This window comes from Fictibacillus sp. S7 (genome assembly GCF_004127935.1).
Lineage (GTDB): Bacteria > Bacillota > Bacilli > Bacillales > Fictibacillaceae > Fictibacillus_C > Fictibacillus_C enclensis.
Map to the genome: position 1 here is coordinate 3,282,335 of NZ_QJKL01000001.1, position 16,777 is coordinate 3,299,111.

General features: G+C 44.4%; 17 protein-coding genes. 15 read left to right on the forward strand and 2 right to left on the reverse strand.

All coding sequences use genetic code 11. From position 1 onward, the window contains the following. Nucleotides 1–134: 134 nt before the first annotated feature. Both rpoE and DMO16_RS17055 read left to right on the forward strand, forming a co-directional pair. Entirely contained in the window at nt 135–713 is a 579-nt protein-coding gene (gene rpoE, locus DMO16_RS17050) for a DNA-directed RNA polymerase subunit delta (RefSeq protein WP_164988946.1), read from the forward strand. Nucleotides 714–980: 267 nt separating this feature from the next. After that, complete coding sequence (locus tag DMO16_RS17055; protein WP_129478785.1) at nt 981–2,582, forward strand: CTP synthase; 1,602 nt, start codon at nt 981–983, stop codon at nt 2,580–2,582. Between the two features lie 326 nt (nt 2,583–2,908). Here the strand turns inward: DMO16_RS17055 and DMO16_RS17060 are convergent, their stop codons facing one another. Beyond that, nucleotides 2,909–3,436: a DUF2529 family protein gene (locus DMO16_RS17060; protein ID WP_129478787.1), complete on the reverse strand. Its 528-nt coding sequence runs from the start codon at nt 3,434–3,436 to the stop codon at nt 2,909–2,911. Between the two features lie 148 nt (nt 3,437–3,584). Here DMO16_RS17060 and DMO16_RS17065 point away from each other — a divergent pair, with 148 nt between their 5' ends. From DMO16_RS17065 to DMO16_RS17105, 9 genes are all read left to right on the forward strand, one after another. After that, complete coding sequence (locus DMO16_RS17065; protein ID WP_129478789.1) at nt 3,585–3,953, forward strand: response regulator; 369 nt, start codon at nt 3,585–3,587, stop codon at nt 3,951–3,953. 208 nt (nt 3,954–4,161) lie between these two features. Beyond that, nucleotides 4,162–5,025 (forward strand): class II fructose-1,6-bisphosphate aldolase, encoded by an 864-nt coding sequence (fba, locus tag DMO16_RS17070; protein WP_129478791.1) that lies wholly within the window; start codon nt 4,162–4,164, stop codon nt 5,023–5,025. Nucleotides 5,026–5,226: 201 nt separating this feature from the next. After that, nucleotides 5,227–5,877, forward strand: coding sequence for a fructose-6-phosphate aldolase (fsa, locus tag DMO16_RS17075; RefSeq protein ID WP_129478793.1), 651 nt, complete (start codon nt 5,227–5,229; stop codon nt 5,875–5,877). A 155-nt stretch (nt 5,878–6,032) separates the two neighbouring features. Next, a complete protein-coding gene (locus tag DMO16_RS17080) occupies nt 6,033–7,325 on the forward strand; it encodes a UDP-N-acetylglucosamine 1-carboxyvinyltransferase (RefSeq protein WP_061973446.1) in 1,293 nt (430 codons plus the stop codon). A gap of 478 nt (nt 7,326–7,803) precedes the next feature. After that, nucleotides 7,804–8,772, forward strand: a complete 969-nt coding sequence (glpX, locus tag DMO16_RS17085) for a class II fructose-bisphosphatase (protein ID WP_061973448.1) — start codon at nt 7,804–7,806, stop codon at nt 8,770–8,772. Nucleotides 8,773–9,077: 305 nt separating this feature from the next. Further along, nucleotides 9,078–10,367, forward strand: coding sequence for a transcription termination factor Rho (rho, locus tag DMO16_RS17090; protein WP_061973450.1), 1,290 nt, complete (start codon nt 9,078–9,080; stop codon nt 10,365–10,367). Between the two features lie 112 nt (nt 10,368–10,479). Beyond that, nucleotides 10,480–10,725, forward strand: coding sequence for a type B 50S ribosomal protein L31 (locus DMO16_RS17095; RefSeq protein ID WP_061973452.1), 246 nt, complete (start codon nt 10,480–10,482; stop codon nt 10,723–10,725). Nucleotides 10,726–10,876: 151 nt separating this feature from the next. Next, nucleotides 10,877–11,494 carry a thymidine kinase gene (locus DMO16_RS17100; protein ID WP_061973454.1) on the forward strand — a complete coding sequence of 206 codons (618 nt, stop codon included), beginning with the start codon at nt 10,877–10,879 and terminating at the stop codon, nt 11,492–11,494. A gap of 114 nt (nt 11,495–11,608) precedes the next feature. Beyond that, nucleotides 11,609–12,064 carry a hypothetical protein gene (locus tag DMO16_RS17105; RefSeq protein ID WP_129478795.1) on the forward strand — a complete coding sequence of 152 codons (456 nt, stop codon included), beginning with the start codon at nt 11,609–11,611 and terminating at the stop codon, nt 12,062–12,064. An 88-nt stretch (nt 12,065–12,152) separates the two neighbouring features. Here the strand turns inward: DMO16_RS17105 and DMO16_RS17110 are convergent, their stop codons facing one another. Then, nucleotides 12,153–13,487 (reverse strand): FAD-dependent oxidoreductase, encoded by a 1,335-nt coding sequence (locus DMO16_RS17110; RefSeq protein WP_129478797.1) that lies wholly within the window; start codon nt 13,485–13,487, stop codon nt 12,153–12,155. A gap of 174 nt (nt 13,488–13,661) precedes the next feature. On the opposite strand from DMO16_RS17110, the gene DMO16_RS17115 reads away from it, so the two are divergent. From DMO16_RS17115 to prmC, 4 genes are all read left to right on the forward strand, one after another. Continuing rightward, nucleotides 13,662–13,991 (forward strand): hypothetical protein, encoded by a 330-nt coding sequence (locus DMO16_RS17115; RefSeq protein WP_129478799.1) that lies wholly within the window; start codon nt 13,662–13,664, stop codon nt 13,989–13,991. Between the two features lie 60 nt (nt 13,992–14,051). Beyond that, nucleotides 14,052–14,702 (forward strand): MOSC domain-containing protein, encoded by a 651-nt coding sequence (locus DMO16_RS17120; RefSeq protein ID WP_129478801.1) that lies wholly within the window; start codon nt 14,052–14,054, stop codon nt 14,700–14,702. Between the two features lie 113 nt (nt 14,703–14,815). Next, nucleotides 14,816–15,901, forward strand: coding sequence for a peptide chain release factor 1 (gene prfA / locus DMO16_RS17125; RefSeq protein ID WP_129478804.1), 1,086 nt, complete (start codon nt 14,816–14,818; stop codon nt 15,899–15,901). Next, nucleotides 15,891–16,769, forward strand: a complete 879-nt coding sequence (gene prmC / locus DMO16_RS17130; RefSeq protein WP_129478806.1) for a peptide chain release factor N(5)-glutamine methyltransferase — start codon at nt 15,891–15,893, stop codon at nt 16,767–16,769. Before prfA ends, prmC begins: the two co-directional genes overlap by 11 nt. The last annotated feature ends 8 nt before the right edge of the window (nt 16,770–16,777 follow it).

The window sequence follows — 16,777 nt, forward strand, 5'->3', positions numbered from 1 at the left end:
TTTGGAAAAAAAGATATCATTCATCTAGCATATCCTTGGAAGATTTGTTTATAATGAAGAGTATAATTCTTCTAGAACTAAACGTATGCATCCATAATATAAATAGATTTATTGATTTGAAAGGAAGTGCCAACTTGAGTTTAATCAAAACGCGTTCAAAAGAAGAAATCATGGAAATGGCCATGGTTGAAATTGCTTTTGAAATTTTGAAAGAGGAAAAAGACACCATTTCTTTTTATGAGCTTGTACAGCGCATTAAAGATTTGAAAGGTATTTCTGACGCTGCAGTGCAGCGTCGTCTTTCTCATTTTTATACGGATATGAACATCGATGGGCGATTTGTTTCACTTGGAGATAATAAGTGGGGCCTCAAAGCCTGGTATCCGATCGAAAGCAGTGAGGAAGAACTGGGGAATACAAACAAGCCGACCAAGCGCAAAAAAGTCGTTGCTGAAGATGAGGACTTCGATGAATACGATGAAGATTTCGAAGATGAAGACTTTGATGCACTTGAGGTGGATGATGAGTTTGCCAAAGCAAGCAGCAGCGATGACGACGATGAAGATGAAGATGAAGATGAAGACTTGGATGAGGACTTCGGCGATATCGCAGACAGCGATGAAGAGCTGGATGAAGATATAGAGGACGAGGAAGACCAAGCCGCTGAAGAGGAATTATACGAAGTAGAAGAGGAAGACGAAGAAGACCGCTAGTTAGCAGAACCGGCTGTGCAGATGCACGCCGGTTTTCTTTATTAGTTCTTGACAAGTTTCGCGAAAGTCGATAGAATCATTTTTGGGCTAAACGTATATATAATTCGATTATTGCAGATAAAAACAAAAGTGCCCCCATTAATTGGGGAGGAGTCACTTTTGTTTTTTTTTTATTTTATAGCTTCTTTTTTTCTTATTCGTTTATTCTGCTTGAAACAGAGGCGGAAGGAAATACTTACTAGTGATTATCCAGAGGGGGAATAAAGAATGGCAAAGTATATTTTTGTAACAGGCGGAGTGGTTTCGTCTCTTGGAAAGGGAATTACAGCGGCATCGTTGGGCCGCTTGCTAAAAAATAGAGGCGTCAAGGTTACAACTCAAAAGTTTGACCCGTACATTAACGTCGATCCTGGAACGATGAGTCCTTATCAGCATGGAGAAGTGTTTGTAACGGATGATGGTGCGGAAACGGACCTTGACCTTGGCCATTACGAGCGTTTTATCGATATCAATTTGAATAAATTCAGCTCCGTTACAACTGGAAAAATTTACTCTACCGTTTTGCGTAAGGAACGACGAGGAGAGTATTTGGGTGGTACGGTTCAGGTTATCCCTCATGTCACCAATGAAATTAAAGAGCGCGTTTTCCGTGCCGGACGGGAAACAAACGCTGATGTTGTGATTACCGAAATCGGCGGAACCGTCGGCGACATCGAAAGCTTGCCTTTTTTGGAAGCCATCCGCCAAATCAAAAGTGACGTAGGTTCTGAGAATGTCATGTATATCCATTGTACGCTCATTCCTTATATTAAAGCGGCAGGTGAACTGAAAACCAAGCCAACACAACACAGTGTTAAAGAGCTTCGCAGCCTTGGAATTCAGCCAAACATCATTGTTGTCCGCACGGAAATGCCTGTTTCCGATGATATGAAGGAAAAAATCGCGCTGTTCTGTGACATCAATCCAAAAGCAGTCATTGAAGCACGTGATGCAGACACCTTGTACCGTGTTCCAATGGATTTGCAGGAACAGAAAATGGATCAGATTGTATGTGAGCACTTGAAGCTGGATTGCCGGGAAGCCGATATGGGCGAATGGAAAGCGCTGATCGACCGTGTGCTGAACCTTTCCGGAAAAGCGAAGATTGCGCTGGTAGGTAAATATGTAGCCCTTCAGGACGCTTATATTTCGGTTGTAGAGTCGTTGCGGCATGCAGGATACTATCATGATGCGGATATTGATATCGAATGGATCAATTCAGAAGATGTGACAAAAGAAAACGTCAACGATATTCTAAAAGATGTAGATGGAGTCCTTGTTCCTGGCGGATTTGGTGATCGTGGTGTTGAAGGGAAAATTCTTGCCATTCAGTTTGCCCGCGAAAACAAGGTCCCTTATCTTGGAATTTGTCTTGGCATGCAGCTTGCTTCTGTAGAATTTGCCCGTAATGTGCTAGGAATGGACAATGCTCATTCTACAGAGCTGCTTCCAACGACTGATTTTCCTATTATTGACTTGCTTCCTGAACAAAAAGATATCGAGGATCTTGGAGGAACGCTCCGCCTCGGACTTTACCCTTGCAAGCTGAATGAAGGAACAAAAGCTTATGATGCGTATCAGGATGAAGTGGTTTACGAGCGTCACCGCCATCGTTATGAATTTAACAACGAATACCGTGAGCAAATGGAAAAGCAAGGCTTTGTCTTCTCCGGAACAAGCCCTGATGGACGTTTGGTGGAAATTGTCGAGCTCAAGGATCACCCTTGGTTTGTAGCATCCCAATTCCATCCTGAATTTATTTCACGTCCTACCCGTCCGCAGCCTTTATTCCGTGAATTTATTGGAGCAGCGCTTCAACAGAAGAAGTAAGAAATCGTATACGAAAAACCCCCGGCCACTGTAGAGCCGGGGGTTTTTTATCTGTTGATCAGCCCGTTGGCCCTTTGGAGGTAAGCTGCAGTTTTTTGAGAGGGGAAACTACAGTTGGTAAAGGGCCACGTGCTTCGGTTGTGCCAACCTGCTTGGTGAATCCTGTTGCAGGCACGAGTTTCGGTGGAGTTTGTATGAGGTTATGACTTATGAGGAAACAAAGGTGCCATACACAAAAGGGCTGGGGAAGTTTAGGACCTTAGTCCCACCTCTATTCAAAATTTCGCGAATAAGCGACAATATCCTTCAAAGTTTTTAATTTTTTTTTATTCATACTCCTCCAATATTTCTTTTGCCGTTAAACAGATCACATGGTAAGCAAAAAGGCCCGCCATGGCAGAGGGAATGCCGGAACGTCCGCCATTTTCAAAAGGAACGAGTCCGCCTCTCAAATGTAAAGGAATATAGGAATCCCATTCCTCTTCTTGGGGTGCTCCCTCTTTTTTTCGGGTGGCAAGAAGGATGACAGGAGTTTCTGTCTGGTCTTTCACTTTACGTATAAGACCAAGCAGTCCCTCATCGTCCCGATAGCCTGTTGCTGCCAAGACAATATCTGTACTTGTCAACTCAGGAATATCCGTATCTGATAGCTCTTTGGCAGCAGGAAAAGCTTCAGCTCCGTTCAATCCTTCAGCAGCGATTGCTTTCATCTCATCTTTTGTCGCAAAATAAACGGTACCCCGGGTGATTAGGGTCTGGGCAAGTAAACGCGCTGCATCTTCAATCGCATACTCGCTTTCTTGCTGTATTTTTGTGAATATACCATTAAGCTGGGTCGAAAATATTTTTTGCATAAAATCTCCTTTTTACAGGTTTTTGTATGAATGTAGTATATCTCATTCATTTTTTTATTTCACTTCAAGCAGCAGGAATTTGGCAAACCTTGCCGAATAAGGTTTAGAATAAGAATGTTGAACGAAAAATAAGGCAGAGGTGAGCAGGTTGGGTAAAATACTAATTGTTGATGACCAGTACGGGATTCGAATTCTTCTTAATGAAATTTTTCAAAAGGAAGGGTATCAGACATTTCAGGCAGCAAATGGCGTGCAAGCTTTGGCGATCGTTCAAAAAGAAAGTCCTGATCTCGTGATTTTGGATATGAAAATTCCGGGAATGGATGGGTTGGAAATTCTTCGCAGAGTTAAAAAGCTGGATGCTTCCATACAAGTCATCATCATGACAGCATACGGTGAGCTGGACATGATCCATGAAGCGATCAAGCTTGGGGCAATTACTCACTTTGCAAAGCCGTTTGACATTGATGAGATCCGGGCAGCTGTAAGGAAAGAATTACCAATTAATGCCGGGTAATACAAAATTCTTTTAAACATTGACATATCGGCAATGGTAGCGCTTGCACGCAAAAAGCCTGATTTATTGCGGTTTTCAAGCGCTATTGGTATGCTATAATGGATTTGAAAATATACTATGCATGTTTAACATATGGCATTTTCGGAAAGTGAACGAAGATGGTTCTTTTCCGTTTTTTTGTGCCAAAAGCAAAGGGAGGACATGAAAGATGCCTTTAGTTTCAATGAAGGAAATGCTCGAAAAAGGAAAAGCCGAAGGATATGCAGTCGGTCAATTCAACATCAACAACCTTGAATTTACCCAAGCGATCCTAAAAGCTGCTCAAGAAGAAAACTCTCCAGTTATTCTTGGGGTATCAGAAGGTGCTGCTCGTTACATGGGTGGTTTTAAGCTTGTTGTCAGCATGGTTAAAGCACTCATGGAAGAATATAAAATTACCGTTCCGGTTGCTATCCATCTTGACCATGGTTCCAGCTACCAAAAATGCGCAGAAGCAATCCATGCTGGATTTACTTCTGTCATGATCGACGGATCTCACTTCCCATTGGAAGAAAACATCGAATTAACTAAAAAAGTAGTTGAGCTTGCTCACTTCCACGGCGTATCTGTTGAAGCAGAACTTGGCCGCATCGGCGGACAGGAAGATGACCTTGTGGTGGATGATGCTGAAGCTGCTTATGCCATTCCTTCTGAATGTGATCAGCTTGTTCGTGAAACTGGTGTGGACTGCTTTGCTCCTGCACTTGGAAGTGTACATGGTCCTTACAAAGGGGAACCAAACCTTGGTTTCGACCGCATGAAAGAAGTTAACGAATTAACTGGTGTGCCTCTTGTGCTTCACGGCGGGACAGGCATCCCAACCCACGATATCCAAAAAGCGATTTCTTTGGGAACAGCAAAAATCAATGTAAACACTGAAAACCAAATTGCGTCTTTCAATGCAGTAAAAGAATTTATTGCTGCTAACCCAAACAAATACGATCCTCGTAAATACCTTACTGCAGCCCGTGATGCGATCCAGGAAACAGTTAAAGGTAAAATGCGCGAGTTCGGTTCTTCAAACAAGGCGTAAGTAATATACAGAAGCAAAAATGGTATTCGCTTTTTTTGCTGACTGCTATGAAACCGCCTATACATGATAGGCGGTTTCATTTACAATAAAAAGTGTTAAAAGCATTAAATTCGGGTATGAAAGTTGTTGTGTGGAAAAGACTAAAGAAGATTTTAGACTAACGTCTGCCCAACACTTAAATTTTTAGGAGTGAATTAAATCATGAAATTTTTTATTGATACAGCAAATATTGATGAAATCCGGGAAGCACATGACCTTGGTATTTTATCCGGGGTTACAACCAACCCGACACTTGTAGCAAGAGAAGGCGTGGATTTCCACAGCCGAATCAAAGAAATTGCTGAGCTTGTTCCGGGTTCTGTAAGTGCGGAAGTCGTATCTTTAAATGCTGAGGAAATGGTTGCAGAAGGTAAAGAACTTGCTGCAATTGCTCCAAACGTTACTGTTAAAGTGCCCATGACGACTGAAGGTCTAAAAGCAGTAAAAGCTTTCAGCGACATGAACATCAAAACAAACGTTACATTGATCTTCAATGCAAACCAAGCATTGCTTGCAGCACGAGCTGGAGCAACTTATGTATCACCATTCCTTGGAAGACTTGATGATATTGGACAAGATGGGTTGAAGCTGATTACTGAGATCTCAGAAATCTTCGCGATTCATGAACTTCCGACCCAGATCATCGCTGCATCCGTTCGTCACCCGATCCATGTAACTCAAGCGGCTCTTGGCGGTGCACATATCGCTACAATCCCGCTTAAAGTTATTAAGAGCCTCACTAACCACCCATTAACAGATCAGGGTATAGAGCGTTTCCTTAGCGATTGGGAAGCTGTTAAAAACCGCGGATAGATCTGAATAAGACCTATACAAGCACCACCTTTTGTGGTGCTTGTTTTTGGTTTTTTCCATTAAATGAGATTTAATTAGCATGATATTCCAGTTGTCCGAGAATACTACAACAAAAGACCACCGTCAGATATGCTTGATGGAGAAGGGAGCAGACCATGGAACAAAAGCTTATGATAGAAGGGGGTTATCCCCTAGAAGGAACCGTTCATATCAGCGGAGCCAAAAACAGTGCAGTCGCGTTAATCCCAGCTACCATTCTTGCAGAATCCCAAGTCATCATAGATCAGCTGCCTAATATATCAGATGTTCACTTACTTAGAGCATTGCTTGAAGAAATCGGCGGTGAAGCCGAACTCGATGAGAATAATACATTAACGGTCAATCCGGAAAAAATGATTGCCATGCCATTGCCCAATGGCAAGGTAAAGAAGCTGAGGGCTTCTTATTATTTGATGGGTGCGATGCTGGGCCGGTTTAAAAAAGCGGTTATCGGCCTGCCTGGAGGATGCAACCTGGGGCCAAGACCGATTGACCAGCATATTAAAGGTTTTGAAGCATTGGGCGCAAAAGTGACCAATGAACAAGGAGCCATCTACCTACGTGCAGATGAACTTATTGGAGCACGAATCTATTTAGATGTGGTGAGTGTTGGCGCAACGATTAATATTATGCTGGCGGCTGTAAGGGCTAAAGGACAGACGATTATTGAGAATGCGGCTAAGGAACCGGAAATTATCGATGTGGCCACTTTGCTTACAAGCATGGGAGCCAAAATAAAAGGTGCGGGTACAGATGTAATCCGGATCGATGGTGTCGATCACCTGCATGGCTGCCGCCATTCCATTATTCCGGACCGCATTGAGGCAGGCACTTACATGATCCTGGCTGCAGCAGTCGGCCAGCAGGTTGTTATAGACAATGTCATTCCTCTGCATTTGGAATCATTGATTGCCAAACTTCGTGAAATGGGTATACAGATTGAAACGAAAGACGATCAGGTTCTGATTCATAGCAGTAAAGGGCCGTTGAAAAGTGTCGACATTAAAACGCTGGTCTATCCTGGTTTCCCTACAGATCTTCAACAGCCGTTCACTTCGCTCCTTACTAAGGCTGAAGGAACAAGCCTTGTAACGGATACGATTTATTCTGCACGATTTAAGCATATTGATGAATTGCGAAGAATGGGTGCGAATGTAAAAGTAGAAGGCCGGTCTGCCATTATTAATGGACAAGCCCGTCTTGAGGGAGCGAAGGTAAAAGCCAGCGACCTGAGAGCGGGAGCTGCCCTTGTGGTTGCAGGCCTCATGGCAGAAGGCATCACAGAGGTTTCCGGACTTGAACATATCGACCGCGGTTATGAGTCACTTGTTGATAAGCTGGTTGGACTCGGTGCGAAAATTTGGCGCGAGAATCTTGATATCGAGGAACTTGAAGAAGTCGAAAAATAAGGGCGGATTTCGGTCGAAATTCCGTCCTGCACTGTTATTTGTCTCAGGCCGTTCAATCTCTAACCGTTCACTTCAGCATTTCTTTGTTCAGCTTCAGTGAACAGAGACTCGGTCATTTCACTCTTTCACGCAACACAAAAAGCGTGTTGATGTTCAAGAGTTCCAATGCCATTCGTCTCTAACCGTTCACTTCAGCATTTCTTTGTTCAGCTTCAATGGCCAAAAGCTCGATTGTTTCACTCTCTCACAAAATACAAAAAGCGTATTTGTGTTCAAGAGTTCCAACACTTCTCGCTTTTGAACGGCCATCTCAGCATTTCACTGTCCAGCTTCAGTGAACAGAGACTCGGTCATTTCACTCTTTCACGCAACACAAAAAGCGTGTTGATGTTCAAGAGTTCCAATGCCATTCGTCTCTAACCGTTCACTTCAGCATTTCAAATTACTGTAAGCGTTTAACAAGGGGGATAATTTTACAATGGAACGTAGTTTATCAATGGAACTAGTACGTGTAACAGAAGCTGCTGCACTCGCTTCCGCCCGATGGATGGGACGGGGTGTCAAGGATGAGGCAGATGATGCAGCAACAACAGCCATGCGGGATGTTTTTGATACAGTCCCTATGAAGGGAACGGTTGTTATTGGAGAGGGAGAAATGGATGAAGCTCCAATGCTGTATATCGGTGAAAAACTAGGTACGGGTTATGGACCGCGTGTGGATGTGGCCGTTGACCCACTGGAAGGAACAAACATTGTGGCTTCCGGTACCTGGAATGCGCTGGCTGTTTTGGCTGTAGCAGACCATGGAAACCTGCTGCATGCACCGGATATGTATATGGATAAGATTGCAGTGGGTCCTGAAGCTGTGGGGATGATTGACATCAATGCCCCAACCATCGACAACTTGAGAGCGGTAGCGAAAGCCCGTAATAAGGATGTCGAGGATTTGGTGGCCATCGTTCTAAACCGTCCACGACATGAAAAAGTCATTCAGGAAATCAGAGAAGCGGGAGCAAGGATTAAGCTGATTTCCGACGGCGATGTCGCCGCGGCCATTAATACCGCGTTTGAAGGAACAGGTGTTGATATTTTATTCGGTTCCGGAGGAGCACCTGAAGGAGTTATCGCTGCTGTCGCGCTTAAATGCCTTGGTGGAGAACTGCAAGGCAAATTGCTCCCTCAGGATGAAGCAGAGCTGGAGCGTTGCCGGAAAATGGGGATTACTGACATTGATAAGGTACTCCGCATGGAAGACCTCGTAAAGGGCGATGATGCGATATTTGCTGCAACGGGTGTAACGGACGGGGAGCTTTTAAAAGGCGTCCAGTTTAAAGGAACCGTCGGAACAACACATTCCGTTGTTATGCGTGCAAAATCGGGTACCGTCCGCTTTATTGATGGCAGACACAGTCTCAAAAAGAAACCAGACCTTGTTATAAAACCATAAACATTGCAAAAAACGTCGGCGCTTTTGGAGCCTCTGCACACTAACTTCTATAAAGATGTGCAGAGGAAAGCGTCCGGCATTTTTGCTTTTTGCGGTGTTCTTCTTTATGGGACTTGATTAAAGTCAGTATTTGTGGTTAAAATATGAAGTATTGTATTTATTCATAGATTTTAATTATCCACTTTCGGTTATTACTTCAAAATGTATCCTTCCAACCCTTCATTTCCGTTGCCCTGTTCTTTCAATTAAACGATCAAAAACAGGAAATAAACGATTGAGAAAATAGAATAAAGTGTGGTGTCAAAATGGGTTTAATATTATCTGAATTAGAAACAAAAAAATTAAAAGAACTATATGAATTAGCACGACAATATAAAGTACCGTATTATGGAAAACTGACAAAAAGGGAATTGATGTTTTCCATTCTAAAAGCACAGGCTGAGCAGGATGGCTATTCATTTATGGAAGGGATTCTGGAAGTCATTCCTAACGAGGGATTTGGCTTTTTACGTCCGATCAACTACTCGCCAAGCTCTCAGGATATTTACATTTCTGCTTCCCAGATCCGCCGTTTTGATTTAAGAAACGGGGATAAAGTTTCAGGCAAAGTCCGTCCACCGAAGGAAAATGAAAGATATTATGGCTTGCTTCAGGTTGAAGCGGTAAATGGTGAGGATCCTGATACAGCTAAGGAACGTGTGCATTTTCCTGCATTGACAGCGCTGTATCCGGAAAAGAAAATGGTGCTTGAAACCGGGCGCACCAATCTTTCAACCCGCATTATGGATATGATTGCCCCTGTTGGCTTCGGTCAGCGTGGATTGATTGTGGCTCCTCCTAAAGCAGGAAAAACAAGCTTACTGAAAGAGGTTGCGCACAGTGTCTCCACCAATCACCCGGATACAGAACTAATCGTTTTGCTTATTGATGAACGTCCGGAAGAAGTAACCGACATTGAACGTTCCGTTAAGGGAGATGTGGTGAGCTCCACATTTGATGAGGTGCCTGAAAACCACATCAAAGTCGCAGAGCTTGTACTTGATCGCGCTATGCGCCTGGTTGAACATAAAAAAGATGTGGTTATCCTTTTAGATAGTATTACCCGACTGGCTCGAGCCTACAACCTGGTCATTCCGCCGAGCGGGCGTACGCTGTCCGGAGGTATTGATCCTGCTGCCTTCCACCGTCCAAAACGCTTTTTTGGAGCGGCTCGTAACATCGAGGAAGGTGGCAGTCTGACCATTTTGGCGACAGCGCTGATTGAGACTGGCTCCCGTATGGATGATGTGATTTATGAGGAATTTAAAGGGACAGGCAACATGGAGCTGCATTTGGACAGGAAACTGGCCGAACGCCGTATTTTCCCTGCCATTGATATCCGCCGGTCAGGAACACGAAAAGAAGAAATGCTTATTCAGAAGGATCACCTTGAATCTTTGTGGGCGATCCGCAAGACGATGGATGATTCCTATGACTTCGTAGACACCTTTATGAAGCGTTTACGAAAGACCACCAATAATGAAGAATTTTTCAATATGTTTGAAGCTGAAAAATCAGGCTCGAACAAGCGCGTGAAGTCTTTGTCGAATTCCTGAAGAATATAAGGAAATTGCGGTTGCAAAACAACCAGCACCCTGTTATACTACTGCTATGTGCTTATTTTAACTCTGGATTCACAGGATTCAGGGCAGAAGGAGTTGAGAACGAATGAAGCCAAATTTACATCCTGACTATAAAAAAGTTGTATTTATGGATGCAAGCAGCGGTTACAAGTTCTTGTCCGGCTCTACAATGTCTTCTAACGAAACCATTGAATGGGAAGATGGAAATACTTATCCTGTAATTAAAGTGGATGTTAGTTCCGATACACACCCATTCTACACTGGTCGTCAGAAGTTTACTGATGTTGGCGGACGTGTTGACCGTTTCAAAAAGAAATACAATCTTAAGTAATATGCTGCAAGTTGTAAGGGGCAAGAGAACTTCTTGCTCCTTTTTTTTGTGAATTTATGCGAAATTCCGCTGTTTTTCAGGCATTGCAGGTACGAACGAACGTACATAATATAGAATGTATTCATATATGAACATGGGAAGGAGAACGAACATGTATGTAATGAAGCATAATGGCTGGGTTGAAGTCATTTGCGGGAGCATGTTTTCGGGGAAATCCGAAGAACTGATTCGCAGGGTCCGCCGGGCGAAATATGGAAAGCTTGAAGTGCAGGTGTTCAAGCCGGTGATTGACAACCGTTACAGTGAAGAGTCGGTGGTTTCCCATAACGGAACAGCTGTTATTGCCAAGCCTGTTGAAAAGTCTGTCGATATCCTGAAAAAGGTTTCTCCTGACACGGAAGTAGTAGCCATTGATGAAATTCAATTCTTTGATGAAGATGTGATTTCAGTTGTTCAGGAATTGGCAGACCATGGCATTCGGGTGATTGTTGCGGGTCTTGACCAGGATTTCAGAGGCGAACCGTTCGGTCCCATGCCCAAGCTAATGGCGCTTGCTGAAACGGTGACAAAGCTTCAGGCGATTTGCATGGTATGCGGATCTCCGGCAAGCCGCACACAACGGCTCATTAATGGGAAGCCTGCTTCTTATGATGATCCCATTATTCTAGTGGGCGCTTCGGAATCGTACGAGCCGCGCTGCCGTCATTGTCATGAAGTGCCGGGAAAGCCTAATACTCTGCTCACCAGCCTTGTTGAGCAGTCTGAATAAAAAGGGGATGGTCCTCTTGAGGTAGTGATTGCACCTTCTGGAGAACCATCCTTTTTTTGTCTGTATGTTTTGCAGAATACTCACAAACCCTATTACCTAAGGGAGGTGTTTTCTGTGAAAAAAACGGGAATTTTTATCATTCTATCCGTACTGCTGAGTGCCTGTTCTCCCGTTTCCAAAGATCATTTTGAGCCCACGGCCAATGAATCGAATAAAAACATAAAAGACAACATTTGGGGCCATGGCATCGTCAACTATCATGCCACTAAAAATAATCCCCGATTCAATTACAGTTCGGAAACGAATAAAAACCCGAATGATTATCAAAAAATGAACACGGCCCGTTTTGATATTTCGGATGACCAGGATAAAATTCGCGAGGCTGTGATCAGTAAAACAGGCAGAAATCCACAAATGGTCACAATCAATGGGAACTACGCTCATATTCATGTGAATGTCCCTGCGAGCATGTCATCCCGAAAAAAGTCGAAAATGCGCCGGGATATTGTAACTGCTGTTGAACGGGCAGTGCCACGCTATAAATTTTCTATTAAGATTGACAGCAGATAAAAAGGACATTTAGTGATGGTTGATAATATAAAGTATTACCAATAGAAAAACGGCAAACACATAAGCGCTTGCCCAGCTTTTGCCGTTTTTATTTTTTTGCCCTTCTTGCTGCCTGTTGAATCGGATCCCAGACCCCATTATATGGCGGGGCATAACAAAGATCCAAGTCCTCCAGCTCATGCAGATCCATTCCGTGATAAATGGCAGTGGCCAATACATCGACCCTTTTATCCACCCCGTGTTTTCCGATAAACTGTCCGCCAAGTAATCTCTGGTTGTTTGCATCAAATACCAGTTTTACTTGCAGTGGCTCAACTCCGGGAAAATACCCTGCAATATCTTTAGCCTGTGTGGTGACGGTATCGACTGGAAAACGCAGCTTTTCTGCTTCTTTTACAGAGATGCCGGTTTTGCCGAGCGACAGCTCCATGAATTTTATGATGGAAGAGCCAACAATTCCTTTGAACGTTTTCCGTTTTCCCGCCATGTTCAGTCCGGCAATCCGGCCCTGTTTGTTTGCGGTCGTGCCAAGCGGGATGTGGTCGTCGACTTCTTTAATGAGGTGGTAATGGCTTGCGCAGTCTCCCGCTGCATAGATATCTTTTACGTTGGTTTCCATATACCGATTCACCAGGATTGCTCCGCTTTCGTGAAGCCGGACCTCCGTATTCTGAATCATGGAAACGTTGGGTTTAACGCCTGCCGCCACGATTACCATGTCGGTCGGATAGTCGCGTTTGTCCGTTTTAACGAATTGAACGCGGTCATCTCCTTTTAAGCGCTGAACTTCTTCATTCAGGCAAACCTCAATGTTATGCTTTTTTGCTTCTTCCAGAATCAGTTCGGCCATGTCGGGATCAAATATCGAGCCAAGCTGATTCCCCCGTTGAATAATCCTGACTTTTTTGCCGAGAAATTTTAAATTCTCGGCCACTTCCAGGCCGATATAACCACCGCCGATAATGGTCACATCCTGAATAGAAGCGTCCATGTCTTTAATGATCCCTTCAACATCTGGAATGGTCTTTACAAAATGAACCCCTGGCAGGTGTCTGCCTTCCCATGGCGGCAAAACAGGGCTGACTCCTGTTGCGATAAGAAGCTTGTCATAGGAGAAGGTAAACTCTTCTTTTGTTTTTGTATGTACGCCATAAATTTTCTTTTCTGTCGGGTCAACGCCAGCCACTTCATGGAAGGTTCTCGCATCCATACCATACTTTTCTCTGAAGGTGGCTACATCACGGGCAACCAGTAATTCCGAAGAGGGTATCAGCCCGCTGATCACATAGGGAAGCCCGCATTGTCCGTAGGAATAAATGCCTCCCTTTTCAAATACTGTGATTCTCGCCTCCGGATCATTCCTGACAATCTGCATGGCCGCACTCATTCCGGCCGCATCTCCGCCAATGATACAATAGTTCATGGGCCATCCCCTTTCTGTTCTGCTATAGTATTCCCTATTGCTTTACTTTAATCTTATACATAAAGGATTTTCTCTATGAATCATGGGGTATCCTCTTTAATCAATTGCATTCGCTCCAGTACCATCAAGAACCTATCGTTCCTGTCGAACATTGATAGTAGAGAGGTGTAGAAAATGTTGGATATTCTATCAAACGGAACAGATTGGAACAAACCTTGTGTTCCAATCACCACACTTATTAAAAAGCTAAACGAAAAGCCTCTGGACCCGATCTATGAATCCATGGGGAATTTTATTGTAAAAGTGAATCCTGTCACGGATACGCAGCAAGATATTCGGCATAAAGGCTGTACCCAGTTCTTTGGTCACTTTGCTACCATACCCTTTGTTTTTAATATCATAACAGATGAAAAAGTTGTGATTGAAGAGCTGACAAAGGCGATCCGCATCAATCAGCAGCGTCTCGATTATGAAGCGCTGAAAAATCATACATCCATGTATTAAAAGGATTTACCAGGCGCATCTCTATAGAGTACGATAAAAGAAAAAACGAGGTGTACATACGTGGAAGGGACCCTGGTCGCATTAAATACCGGAAAAGCAGGCACGATTGAATGGCAGGGGAAAGGGGTAAGCTCAGCTATCAATAAAGAGAAGGTACAGAAGCCGCTCTATCTGTCCAGACTGAATTTTGAAGGTGATGTTCAGGCGGATACGGTTCATCATTGCGGTCCGGAAAAAGCGGTTTGTGTCTACTCGCATGACCATTACTCGTATTGGGAAAAGGGACTGGGCATTTCTCTTTCAATCCCCACTTTTGGTGAAAACCTTACCGTCAAAGGTCTGACTGAAGATCAGGTGTTCATCGGAGATATCTTTAAGCTCGGAGAGGCAGCTGTCCAGGTTTGTCAGCCCCGTCAGCCGTGTTTTAAAGTTGCGGCGAAACTGAATCAGCCGTTCATGGTGAAGTGGATTCAGGACACCGGATATTCGGGTTATTACATGCGGGTGCTTGAAGAAGGCAGGGTCAATCCTGAGGATAGTCTGGTGCTTCAAGAAAAAAATGCACGCGGCATTTCTGTCGAGTTTGTAAACAGAATCTTATATCAAGACAAAGAAAATAAAGAAGGAGTGAAACTTCTGTCAGAGCTCGATGAGCTTGCGGAAGGTGTCAAGTCCTCCATGAAGAAGCGATTGCAGTCATTCCCGGGATAAGTGGCACAGCCCGGGTTTTTTGTTTGCCATAAACCGGTGCCTGAAGCCTTTTGACTGCTTCATCCCCCTGTATTATAATTAGAATGTTATGCCATTAAAATGAGGTGAAAAGCGTGTTAGAACGTTTAGAAACGATAGAAGCCCGATACGATAAGCTAAATGAGCTTTTGAGTGACCCTGAGGTCATTAACGATACGAATAAATTAAGAGAATATTCCAAGGAACAATCTTCCCTTCAGGAAACGGTAGCAGTATACCGCGAATATAAGGAAGCAAAGGAAGGCTTGGATGAAGCCAAGGTCATGCTTGAAGACAAGCTGGATGCCGAAATGACGGCCATGGTGAAAGAAGAAATTTCCGAACTTGAAGAAAAAATTGAAGAATACACCCAGCAGCTAAAAATCTTGCTGCTTCCTAAAGACCCGAACGATGACAAAAACGTTATCGTTGAGGTTCGTGGGGCGGCCGGTGGAGACGAGGCTGCGCTGTTTGCTGGGGATCTCTATAAAATGTACAGCCGGTATGCTGAAATGCAGGGCTGGAAAACAGAAGTAATCGAAGCAAGCTATACCGAGCTTGGCGGCTACAAAGAGATCATTTTCATGGTGAATGGGAATGGTGCCTATTCCAAGCTGAAATACGAAAATGGCGCACATCGTGTACAGCGTGTCCCTGCTACGGAATCCGGCGGGCGTATCCATACATCCACAGCCACGGTAGCGATTCTTCCGGAAGCAGAAGAAGTAGAAGTGGAGATTCATGAAAAAGATGTCCGCGTAGATACCTTTACTTCAAGCGGACCGGGGGGACAGTCTGTTAACACGACCCAGTCCGCCGTTCGTCTTACACATATTCCAACAGGAACCGTTGTGTCCTGCCAGGATGAAAAATCACAGATCAAGAATAAAGAAAAAGCGATGAAGGTTCTCCGTGCCCGTGTATACGATAAAATTCAGCAGGAAAAACAAAAGGAATATGATGAAAACCGAAAGTCTGCCGTGGGAACGGGAGACCGTTCAGAGCGAATCCGCACCTACAATTTCCCGCAAAACCGTGTAACCGACCACCGAATCGGACTGACTCTTCAAAAATTGGACCAGATCTTGCTCGGCAAGCTGGATGAGTTTATTGATGCTCTCATTACAGAAGACCAGACCAGCTTGATGAAGGCTCAGACGGAAGCAAAAAATGGAAAATAGGAAACGGCATGAAGCCCTGAACTGGGCTTCATCTTTTTTAAAAGAAAAGAAACGCGAACCAGAAGCGGGAGAACTGCTGCTGCGCCATGTGCTCGGTGATCTCAGCCGGACCGAGCTGCTCATGGGATTGAATGATCCCATGACAGAGGCTCAGCGAGCATCATTTGAAGCAGCGGTAAAACAACATGGTGAAGGTGTGCCTGTCCAGTATATTACGGGCTATGAAGAGTTTTACGGACGCAGGTTCATCGTAAACCGGGAAGTCCTCATTCCAAGGCCCGAAACCGAAGAACTTGTATATGAAGTACTCAAGCGTTCAGAAACACGGTTTGGGGATCAAAAGGAGATTCAGACCATCGATGTTGGCACAGGCAGTGGGGCGATTGCGATCACTTTAGCATTGGAAAATCGGAGCCTCTCTGTGTCCTCGGTTGATATTGCCGCAGAATCGATTGAAGTGGCAAAAGAAAACAGCCGGCGTTTGGGCGCGGACGTCCGTTTCCTTCATGGGGACCTCCTGCAGCCGTGGATCGAAAAAGGCGAAAAGGCGGACATTGTTGTCTCCAATCCCCCTTACATTCCTGACTGGGAAATAGAGGGGCTTGAAACGATCGTGAAGGATCAGGAACCGATGAGGGCGCTCAGCGGCGGCCAGGACGGTTATGTTTTTTACAGAAGGTTTATGGAGGAATTGCCACAAGTGCTGAAGCCAAAAGCGATTGTTGCTTTTGAAGTCGGCCATGACCAGGGCCAGACGGTAGCGGAGATGCTGCGAATTACCTTCCCGGGAGCCGACGTGGTCACTGTGCGGGACATCAGCCAAAAGGAACGCATGGTTATTGCAGAAATTGGGTTTTCAAAATATTGACGAAAGTC